The following is a 10,705-nucleotide window of genomic DNA, read 5'->3' as shown; positions in this document are numbered from 1 at the left end:
ACGCCTTATTGCCGTGGCGCTGCCGCCGGAAAAAGCGCAGAGCAGCAGAGCCCGGGTACTCAGCGACAATCGTCGCAAAGGGCGGGTAGCTCAGGCAGAAACACGGGAAGCAGTAGGACATGTGCTGTTACTTACGTCACTACCAGAACACGAATATTCAGCAGAGCTGGTGGCTGACTGTTACCGTCTGCGCTGGCAAATTGAACTGGCTTTTAAACGCCTCAAAAATCTGTTGCAAATGGATGCTCTGCGGGCAAAGGACACTGAACTTGCAAAAGCCTAGATATTTGCAAATCTGCTCGCAGCCTTCTTAATTGATGACATGATCCAGCCATCGCTGGCCTTTCCCCTCTGAAGGCACGACAGAAAAACGAAGGGATAACTTTTTATGGAGAATAACAAAAATGGTTATCCGTGGCTTACGTGGAGGCATTACCGGGTCAGTCCCGTTGGAAGCGTATGTCGTGAAACTGAAGTGTGTGGGCCATCGCCTCAACGAGCCGCCCAGACGACGTATTCTTCAGATGGTCCGGACATTAAGTTAACGCCTATGAGATTATGCCCCGGGCAGGGTGACGCGCCACGGCAGCAGTTCGCCTACGCGGTTGACCGACCAGTCTGCTATCACCGACAGCACCTGACAAAGATAACGCTCAGGATCTATACCGTTAAGCCAACAACTCCCGATTAACCCGTACAGCTGCGCACCACGATCACGATCGCCACCGTGGTCCGAGCCGAAGAATAGATAATTTTTCGCCCCAGACTCACCGTCCGCAGCGCGTTTTCCGCAATATTGTTGTCAGGCTCCGCCCAGCCGCGCTTTTACCACGGATACCCGCCTCGATCCCGTACAGCTCGCCGATGCGGTGCAGCGCTTCCGTCGTCAGCTCCGACGGGGGCCTGACGTGCACGTCGTGGATTTTGCGCCGCGCGTGTGCCCAGCATGCCGCTTCCTTATATACGGCCCTCGCGATACAGTTCGTTGAACCCGGCGTAGGTGTCCGCCGGCGGCACGCCGCTGAACCTAGCCAAGTGCATCTGCGGGTGAACGCCCTTGCGGTCCGGCGAGTACGCGAACCACACCGTCGGGGCCCTCACCAAGCCTGCTACGCCGCCGCTTATTGAGCTGCGCTTGAAGGTAGTCGACCTCGCGTTCGCGCGAGGCAAGCTTTGCCTCAAGGACGAGTATCTGCGCCTGCTAGCTCTGCTAGGCGCTGTTTAAGAAGGGCAATATCGTCGGGAAGATTATCGTTCATGGCGGGCATGTTACCAAGTTGCCTGCTAGATGACCAAGATAAAGCGGATTATAGCAGGGTAAGCGGTGACAGCAGGCGCTTTGGCTGGCATCAGTCGATACCTTCCAGCAACATGGGCGTGAGGAACACTTTGCCATCGCAGGTCGATGACCATGCTAAGCGCCCGCACTCCAGCCTTTTGGTAAGCAGGCACAGGTCGTCACCGGTAGACCAGAGCAGTTTTACTTGGGAGCTCGAGCGCTCTCGGAAGATAAAGACGTGACCGGACATCGGGTCATCTTTCAGGGCGGTCTGGACCTTTGCGCCGGGGCCGTTAAAGCCGTTGCGCATGTCGGTGATGCCCGCAACCAGCCAGATTCGGGTAGCGGATGGCAGATTTATCACGAACGGCCTCCGCATATCATGGCCTGCAGCATGGTGCAAAGCTGTTCCGGTGAAGGGTTGTGGAGTGATATTTCGCCGCGCGGGAGGCGGATAACGCAGTCTGCACTGACGTCAGGCTTCGGTTCGGGAGTAGATAAAGGAAGAACTATCTGGACCGGCACCAGCGCGGGAAGTGCAACCAGTTTTGTTTTTTATCCGCGAAGTTTAGCGACGCGACCTTCATTTTTCCAGAGGCGTATCCATTTAAAGTGGAAATTGTCGTTGACGTTGTGCTCACGCGCGAGGGCGGCAACGCTGCCGTTTTGCTCAAGGGTTTTAAGCGCCATGCGAACCAGCCGGAGCTTAAATTCGGGCGTGTAACGCTGGCGAAGTAAGGATTTTGAGTCAGTCATCAGGTGTCCACCTAATCAGAATAAGTGGACGCTTAAATTACAGGGAGGTGAGAAATTGACCAGACGGTGTTGAGTTGACGATTACCAGAAATAGGTATAGATAAAGGCTTGATGAACCATCGGGCTGTCGCTCACCGCCTGATGAGCAAAGGTGCCGAGTAGAACGCCGATACTCATCGACAGCTGCATTACCGTCGACAGCAGGCTGTTGCTGGCCAGCTCATCGGGCAGTTCTTTCAGCGTCAGCGTGGCCTGCCGCGAGCAGAAAGAAGCCGCTAAGGTCGAAGCGCCGGGTTTGCAGCGTAAAGTTGGGCAGCAGCATCAGCGTGACGATCGCGCCAACAATGCCCACCGGAATGTTAATCAGAATGATCCAGTGCCAGCTGGCGTACTCGACCAGCACGCCGCCAAGCGCCGGACCGAGCAGCGGGCCAACCTGCCCTAGCAGCGTGACAAAGGTCATCTCCGCCATATATTCCGCATGCGGCACCAGCTTCATCACCGTCAGTCGTCCGACCAGCACCATCATCGCCCCGCTAATGCCCTGCACCACTCGCGCCAGCAGCAGCTGATCCAGCGTGGCGGACATCGCGCAGTACAGCGAGCCGATGATGAACAGGATAATCGTGCTAAAGAAGACGTTGCGCACTCAAAAACGGTCGGCCAGCCAGCCGCTGACCGGCAGCATCACCGCCACCGTCAGCACGTAGAAGACAATCACCGAATGCATATGCAGCGGGCTGACGTTGAGGCTGGCAGCCATCGACAGCAGCGCGGTATTAACGATGGTAGTATCCAGCGCCTGCATAAAAAAGCCGAAGGCAACAATCCACAGCTGCCAGCGTACCGAAGCGGGGGATGCGTTAGCCATCTCAGGCTCCTTCGTGTGCCGGTTGCGGCTTAGCTTTACGCCGCAGTTTATCCATATACAGATACACCACTGGGGTGATGTACAGCGTCAACAGCTGGCTCATGACCAGGCCACCGACGATGGTGATCCCCAGCGGCTGGCGCAGTTCGGCCCCGTCACCGCTGGTCAGTACCAGCGGCAATGCGCCTAGCAGGGCTGCCAGGGTGGTCATCATAATCGGGCGAAAGCGCAGCAGGCTGGCCTGGAAAATCGCCTCACGCGCCGTAAGGTTGCCGCTGCGCTGCGCTTCGAGCGCAAAGTCGACCATCATAATGGCGTTCTTTTTCACGATGCCGATCAGCAGCAGGATCCCTATCAGCGCAATCAGGCTTAACGGCGCGGAGAACAGCTCCAGCGCCAGCAGCGCGCCAACGCCCGCCGAGGGCAGGGTAGAGAGAATAGTCAGCGGGTGGACATAGCTCTCATACAGGATCCCCAACACGATATACACCGTGGCGATAGCGCCGATGATTAACCATAGCTGGCTGCTCTGCGACTGCTCGAACACCGCTACCGTACCGGCAAAGCTGCCGCGCATGCTGGAAGGTATGCCCAGTGAGGTCATGCTGCGGTCGATCGCGGCGGAGGCCTCTGACAGTGATACCCCTTCCGGCAGGTTAAACGACACGGTTGAAGCCGCAGAAAGCCCCTGATGATTAACCGACAGCGGAGAGTTCTGCGACTGCCATTTGGCGAACGACGACAGCGGAATAGATTGCCCTTCCTTATTGATTACGTACACTTGGTTGAGCGCGCTGATATCCTGGGTGTAGCACGGGTCAACCTCCATCACCACTTTGTACTGGTTGAGCGGCTGATAGATGGTGGAGATCTGGCGCTGGCCGAAGGCGTTATTCAACAGGCCGTTAGCGTCCGCCACGTCAATCCCCAGCCGCGCCATGGCCTCACGGTCGTAGGTCAGCGCCATTTCCGAGCCTTTATCCTCTTGGTCGGAGTTGACGTCGACCAGCTCCGGCAGCGCGGCAAAGGCGCGGCGGATTTTAGGCTCCCACTCGCGCAGGTCGTCAAGGCTGTCAGACAGCAGCGTGAACTGATAGCCTGCGTTGGACTCGCGCCCGCCGACGCGCAGATCTTGCTCGACCATCAGGTAGAGATTCGCGCCGGGCTCTTTCGCCAGCTTACCGCGTAGACGGGCAATCACCTGCTGGGCATTTTCCGTGCGCTTACTCAGCGGCTTCAGGGCAATAAACATCGAGCCGCTGTTGGTACGTGACCCGCTGGTAAAGCCCACTACACTCTCCACCGCCGGGTCGGCATGGGTGATGCGCATAAAATCTTCCAGCTTGCCGCGCATCGACTGGAAGGAGATGCTCTGGTCGGCCTGAATAAAGCCCATCAGTCGCCCGGTATCCTGCTCCGGCATAAAAGTTTTCGGGATTGAAACGTAGAGATACATCGTCAGGCCGATGGTGGCGAGAAACACCAGTAGCGTCCAGCGTGCATGATTCAGCACCAGATTTAGCTTGCGGCCATAGCTCTGCTGCACGGCCAGCAGCACCTTACCAAAACCGCGAATGCGCTGCTGTTGGTGGCGCGGTTTATTGCGCAGCAGGTACGCACACATCATCGGCGTCAGGGTAATCGACACCAGCAGCGATATGGCGATCGATACCGACAGCGTGACGGCAAACTCGCGGAAGAAGCGGCCTATCAGCCCGCCGAGCATCAGTAGCGGAATAAACACCGCCACTAGGGAAGTACTCATCGAGACCACGGTAAAGCCGACTTCACGCACCCCCTGCAGCGCCGCCGCAAGCGGTTTTATCCCCGCTTCGACGTGGTGCGAGATATTCTCCAGCACCACAATCGCATCATCGACGACAAAGCCGGTTGCCACGGTCAGCGCCATCAGCGACAGGTTATTGAGGCTGAAGCCGCACAGGTACATCGCGGCGAAGGTGCCAATCAGCGAGACCGGCACGGCCACTGCCGGGATCAGCGTGGCGCGCCCGGAGCGCAGGAAAGCAAACACCACCAGAATCACCAGCCCGACCGAGATCGCCAGCGACTGTTCCACCTCATGCAGCGAGGCGCGGATGGTCGGTGAACGGTCCTGCGCCACCTCCAGCTTGATCGACGCCGGAATGACTTTGCGCAGTTCGGGCAGCTGGGCGTTAATCCGGTCGACGGTATCAATGATATTGGCTTCCGGTGCTTTGCGGATCAGCGCCAGAATAGCCGGGCGGGCGTTGGACATCCCGGCGTTGCGCAGGTCCTGCACCGAGTCCGAGACGGTGGCAACATCCTGCAGGCGCACCGCCGCGCCGTTGTTGTAATGCACGATCAGCGGCTGATATTCGGCAGCGGTTTGTAGCTTGTCATTGGTCTTAAGCCACCAGCGCTGCTGCTGATTCTCAATCGCACCCTGCGGTTTACGCACGTTGGCGTCGGCAATGGCGGTGCGCACCGCGTCCAGCGACACGCCCTGATTAAACAGCGCCTGCGGGTTGAGGTCGACACGCACCGCAGGCAGCGAACTGCCGCCGATAGTGACATCGCCCACGCCGTCAATTTGCGCTAGCTTCTGCGCCAGCTGCGTGAAGGCATAGTCATACAGCTGGCCGGGGGAGTAGGTGTCCGAGGTCAGCGTCATAATCATGATCGGCGCGTCAGACGGATTCACTTTGCGATAGGTCGGGCGGCTTGGCATCCCTGTTGGCAGTAGGCTCTGCGCGGCGTTGATCGCTCCCTGCACATCGCGTGCCGCACCGTTAATATCGCGGTCGAAGTCGAATACTAGGATTAGCCGCGTGCTGCCGAGCGAGCTGGTAGAGGTCATTTCACTCACCCCGGCAATGCTCCCCAGCGCCCGTTCCAGCGGGGTGGCAACCGAGGAGGCCATGGTTTCCGGCGAGGCACCGGGCAGCGAGGCGCTAACCACAATGACTGGGAAATCGACCTGCGGCAGCGAGGCCACCGGCAGCAGGCAAAAACCGAGAATGCCCGCCAGCAGGCTCGCCACCGTCAGCAGGATGGTGGCGACTGGGCGGTGGATAAATAGCGCGAAAAATTTCACTCTGCCTCCTACTTACTGAAGCGGCGGCGCGTGGCGTGCGCTAGACGGTCAAACAGCAGGTAGATCACCGGCGTGGTAAACAGCGTCAACACTTGGCTGACGATCAGGCCGCCCACCATCGCGGTACCCAGCGGGCGGCGCAGTTCGGCACCGACGCCGGTGCTTAGCATCAGCGGCAGCGCACCGAGCAGTGCCGCCAGCGTGGTCATCAGGATCGGGCGGAAGCGCAGCAGACAGGCCTGATAAATCGCCTCATACGGCGTCATACCCTGTTCACGCTCGGCCGCCAGCGCAAAGTCGATTATCATGATAGCGTTCTTCTTGACGATGCCAATCAGCAGAATAATGCCGATAACCGCAATCACGTCCAGCTCGCTGCCGCTGATCAGCAGCGCCAGCAGCGCACCCACCCCTGCGGTCGGCAGCGTGGAGAGAATAGTGACCGGGTGAACAAAGCTCTCGTACAACACGCCGAGCACGATATACATCGCCACAACCGCCCCAACAATCAGCCACACGGTACTGGAGAGCGCTGCTTGGAAGGCGAGGGTGCTGCCTTGGAACTGGGTGATGATATCCGTCGGCATGGCCAGATCCTGTTCCGCTTGGGTAATCGCATTAACCGCCTGCTCCAGCGAATAACCGTCGCTGACTTTAAACGAGAAGGTAGTCGATGGGAACTGATCGAGGTGGTTAATGCTCAGCGTGCCGTGGCGCTGTTCGATGCTGGCAATGACGCTGAGCGGCACGCTGCCGCCATCGGTGCTTTTCAGCCGGATGCTCTGCAGCGCAGCCAGCCCCGGCGTGGCGGCTGTGTCGTGCTCCAGCACCACGCGATACTGGCTGGCCTGAGTATAAATCGTTGCGATTAGCCGCTGCCCGAAGGCGTTATACAGCGCGTTATCGACGTCAGATAGGGAAATGCCCAAACGGCTGGCGTTGTCGCGATTGACGCGGATATAGGCTTCCAGCCCCTGATCCTGCCAGTCGCTGCTTACCTCTTTCAGCTGCGGTAATTTGTCCAGCTCGGCCTGCAGTTTCGGTACCCACAGGCTGAGCGAGTCGAGCAGACCTGCCTGCAGGCTAAGCTGATACTGCGTGCGACTGGCCAGGGTATCAATCGTCAGGTCCTGCACTGGCTGCAGATAGAGGTTAATGCCCGGCAGCTTCGCCACCTCCTGCTGCAGGCGGGCGATCACCACCGGAATGCGGTCGTCACGCTGGTCGAGCAGCTTGAGATTGATCTGCAGGCGCCCGCTATTTAGCGCTTGGTTAGTCTCGTCCACGCCGACGAAGGAGATCAGACTCTGGACTGCCGGATCTTGCATAATAATCGAGGCCACTTCCTTCTGGCGCTGCACCATATTGCTGTAGGAAACCGACTGCGGTGCCTGAACGGTGCCCTGAATAATGCTGTTATCCTGCAGCGGGAAAAAGCCTTTCGGGATCGCCAGCCACAGCAGCACGGCGGTCACCATGGTGCTGAGCGCCACGCCTAGCGTCAGCCACGGATGGCTGAGCACCTTTTGCAGCATGATGCCATAACGCGCAATCACGCGGTCAAAGAAGGCTTCGCTGGCGCGTGAGAAACAGTTCTGTTTGCGCAGCGACTCTGCCTTCAGCATGCGCGCGCACATCATCGGCGTCAGTGTTAGCGACACTAAAGCGGAGATCAGGATCGCCACCGCCAGCGTCACCGCAAACTCGCGGAACAGGCGGCCGACGATATCGCCCATAAACAGCAACGGGATCAGCACGGCAATCAGCGAGAAGGTCAGCGAGATAATAGTAAAGCCGATCTCACCCGCCCCTTTCAGCGCCGCCGTCAGTGGCATTTCACCTTTCTCGATATAGCGGGTGATGTTTTCGACTACCACGATAGCGTCATCGACTACAAAGCCGGTGGCGATGGTCAGAGCCATCAGCGTCAGGTTATTCACCGAGAAGCCAAGGAAGTACATCACCGCGAAGGTGCCGACCAGCGACAGTGGTACCGCCACTGCCGGGATAATTGTCGCCGCCACGTTGCGCAGGAACAGATAGATAATCATCACCACCAGCGCAATCGCCAGCAGTAGCCCAAACTGCACTTCGTGCACCGAAGCGTGAATATTGATAGTGCGGTCGCTCAGTAGCTGCACGTTGACTGACTTTGGCAGCGATGCGGTGAAGGTAGGCAGCATCTGGCGGATATTGTCAGCGGTGGCAATGATATTGGCACCCGGCTGGCGCTGCACGTTCAGCACAATTGCCTGCTGGCGGTTAGCCCAGGCGCCGAGCCAGCTGTTTTCTGCCCCCTGTTCTACCGAAGCCACATCGCCCAAGCGCACCGGCGCACCGTTGCAGTAGCTGACGATTAGCTGGCGGTAGCCTTCGGCTGTTTTAATCTGGTCGTTGGCGGAGAGGGTAATAGAGCGCTCAGGCCCATTCAGACTGCCTTTAGCCGAGTTGACGTTGGCGTTGCTGATGGCGGTGCGCACCGTTTCACTGGTGATACCGAGCGCCACCAGCGCCTGCGCGTTGAGCTTTACCCGCACTGCGGGCCGCTGCCCACCAGATAGCTTCACCAGCCCAACGCCGGACACCTGGGAAATTTTCTGCGCCACGCGGTTCTCCACCATATCCTGCATCTGGGTCATTGGCATGCTGCTGCTGGTGATGGCAAGGGTCATAATCGGTGGATCGGCTGGGTTAACCTTTCTGTAAACCGGCGGATTGGGCAAATCGTTAGGCAGCAGATTGGTAGCAGCATTGATGGCCGCCTGCACTTCCTGCTCGGCGACGTCGAGCGCCAGGGTCAGCTGGAACTGCAGCGTTACTACCGATGCACCGCCGGCGCTTTGCGAGGCCATCTGCTTCAGGCCGGACATCTGCCCGAACTGGCGCTCCAGCGGGGCGGTAATCGCGGAGGTCACCACGTCGGGGCTGGCCCCCGGATAGAACGTGATGACCTGGATGGTGGGGTAATTGACTTCCGGCAGGGCGGAAACCGGCAGCGAGCGGTAGCCAATAATCCCCGCCAGCAGGATAGCGATCATCAGCATGGTGGTGGCGACCGGGCGCAGAATAAACAGGCGTGACGGTCCGTCACCTTGCGTTGGGGGCATCACCTGCATCAGTCTCTGGCTCCCTTGCTTGGCAGGGCGCTTTTACCTGAGGTCAGCGGCATGACCTGCGGAGCCACCACCTCCACCTGCGCGCCTTCGAGCAGGCGGTCAATACCGTCGGTGACCACTTTCTCCCCGGCTTCCAGCCCGGCCTTAATCACCACTTTTTCACTGTCCTGGAAGCCCACGCTGACAATTTTCTTGCTGACTTTACTGTCGCTGTTGACCACCCAGACGAAGTTGCCTTCGTTGCCCATCTGCAGCGCGGCGATCGGGATAACAATTGCATCCTGCAGCGTGCTGACCTTTAGGCGCGCATTGACAAACTGATTGGGAAACAGCCGATCGTCTTCATTGCTAAAGCGCGCCTTCAGCTTGACGGTGCCGGTGGTGGCATCAATCTGATTATCCATGCTTAGCAGCTGGCCGGTGGTGAGCAAGTTCTTGTTGTTGCGATCCCACGCCTCGACCGGCACCGCGCCGTTTTTCTGCGCGCTGAGAATGCTGGAAATATCGTTTTCCGGCAGGCTGAACACCAAGTCAATCGGGTGCTTCTGGGTGATCACCACAATACCGTTGGTATTGCCGCTGGTGATGTAATTGCCGACATCGATCTGTTTCAGTCCAACGCGGCCAGAGATAGGCGCGGTGACGTGACTGTAGCTCAGGTTGAGCTGGGCGCTGGCCACGCTGCCTTCGTCGGCTTTAAGGGTGCCGAGGGTTTCACTGACCAGCGAGCGCTGCGTATCTAGCTCCTGTTTTGACACCAGGCTAGTTTTCGCCAGCTTTTCATAGCGCGCAAGGTCGCGGCGGGCGTTGGCTAATGTCGCCTGATCCTTCGCCAGCTGTCCCTGAGCCTGCATCAGCGCCACTTGGTACGGGCGTGGATCGATTTCAGCCAGCAGTTCACCGGCTTTGACTTCCTGTCCTTCAGTGAAGTGAATCGCCATTAAATCGCCATCCACCCGGCTACGCAACGTCACGGTATTGGCTGCGGTGACGGTACCCAATCCGGAAAGATACTGCGGCACGCTCTGACGCACCGCCTCTAACCCCTGCACGGGAGCCATCGCTGCACCAGCGCCGCCGTATCGCCCGCTTTTGCCACGCGGATGCTGAGTGCCGGCCTTAGGCTCAGCAGTGGATGAGGCGCTGTGGCTGTGCCACCAGTAAGCGCCACCACCCATAAGGGCAACGAGGATAATCAGGGGAATTAGCGGAACGCGGCGCGGCGATTTCATGATTTTTTTGCTCTCCGGTAGCAGGACCTGAAGCCCGGGCTGGACAAAACAGTATCCCGAATCATAGTCACAATAGCGGATTTCAAACGCTGAAAAATGAAGAAAATAAGGATAACGGGTTAGTTTTGTTCTGTCCCGCGTTCATCGGGCCGAATGCGCAAATTCTTTGCCACAAATTAGCGCAGTGCGAAAAGCTTAGTTTGCTGAGGTTACAGGCTATCGCATCTGCGCTAATGACTTCATATCAGGAAAATGATTATGAGAACCATTCTCAACTTCTAAAAAACTGAATAGACCCGAGTTTCGTAGACACTTTTTTGCCTCATAATGGAGGCCTAATGAAGGAGTGTTTATGTCAGTCAAAACGTTCACCGA

The 10,705-nt window shown here is 58.1% G+C and carries 5 protein-coding genes and 3 pseudogenes; 1 reads left to right on the top strand and 7 read right to left on the bottom strand.

The features are described 5' to 3' along the window. Nucleotides 1–355: pseudogene (locus BBW68_RS05075) on the top strand (transposase); the annotation flags it as partial. 201 nt (nt 356–556) lie between these two features. Here BBW68_RS05075 and BBW68_RS15890 read toward each other — a convergent pair. The 7 genes and pseudogenes from BBW68_RS15890 to BBW68_RS05045 form a co-directional block, all read right to left on the bottom strand. Continuing rightward, nucleotides 557–1,110 (bottom strand): annotated as a pseudogene (locus BBW68_RS15890) (IS66 family transposase); the annotation flags it as partial. 239 nt (nt 1,111–1,349) lie between these two features. After that, nucleotides 1,350–1,643 carry an IS66 family insertion sequence element accessory protein TnpB gene (gene tnpB / locus BBW68_RS05070; RefSeq protein ID WP_070134279.1) on the bottom strand — a complete coding sequence of 98 codons (294 nt, stop codon included), beginning with the start codon at nt 1,641–1,643 and terminating at the stop codon, nt 1,350–1,352. A 191-nt stretch (nt 1,644–1,834) separates the two neighbouring features. Then, complete coding sequence (locus tag BBW68_RS05065) at nt 1,835–2,035, bottom strand: transposase (protein ID WP_070134278.1); 201 nt, start codon at nt 2,033–2,035, stop codon at nt 1,835–1,837. A 244-nt stretch (nt 2,036–2,279) separates the two neighbouring features. Next, nucleotides 2,280–2,906: pseudogene (locus BBW68_RS05060) on the bottom strand (MFS transporter); the annotation flags it as partial. Nucleotide 2,907: 1 nt separating this feature from the next. Next, nucleotides 2,908–5,982, bottom strand: coding sequence for a multidrug efflux RND transporter permease subunit MdtC (gene mdtC, locus BBW68_RS05055; RefSeq protein ID WP_070134277.1), 3,075 nt, complete (start codon nt 5,980–5,982; stop codon nt 2,908–2,910). A gap of 8 nt (nt 5,983–5,990) precedes the next feature. Then, nucleotides 5,991–9,098 (bottom strand): MdtB/MuxB family multidrug efflux RND transporter permease subunit, encoded by a 3,108-nt coding sequence (locus BBW68_RS05050; RefSeq protein WP_070134276.1) that lies wholly within the window; start codon nt 9,096–9,098, stop codon nt 5,991–5,993. Continuing rightward, on the bottom strand, nt 9,098–10,330 hold the full coding sequence (locus tag BBW68_RS05045; RefSeq protein WP_070134275.1) for an MdtA/MuxA family multidrug efflux RND transporter periplasmic adaptor subunit: 1,233 nt from the start codon (nt 10,328–10,330) through the stop codon (nt 9,098–9,100). Before BBW68_RS05045 ends, BBW68_RS05050 begins: the two co-directional genes overlap by 1 nt. Nucleotides 10,331–10,705: the final 375 nt, after the last annotated feature.

This window comes from Candidatus Erwinia dacicola (assembly GCF_001756855.1).
GTDB lineage: Bacteria > Pseudomonadota > Gammaproteobacteria > Enterobacterales > Enterobacteriaceae > Erwinia > Erwinia dacicola.
This window is presented reverse-complemented; position numbering and strand designations above follow the sequence as displayed.

Coding starts and splice junctions, on each gene's coding strand:
- BBW68_RS05065 (WP_070134278.1), bottom strand. CDS start 2,035: ATGACTGACTCAAAATCCTTACTTCGCCAGCGTTACACGCCCGAATTT.
- BBW68_RS05050 (WP_070134276.1), bottom strand. CDS start 9,098: ATGCAGGTGATGCCCCCAACGCAAGGTGACGGACCGTCACGCCTGTTT.
- BBW68_RS05045 (WP_070134275.1), bottom strand. CDS start 10,330: ATGAAATCGCCGCGCCGCGTTCCGCTAATTCCCCTGATTATCCTCGTT.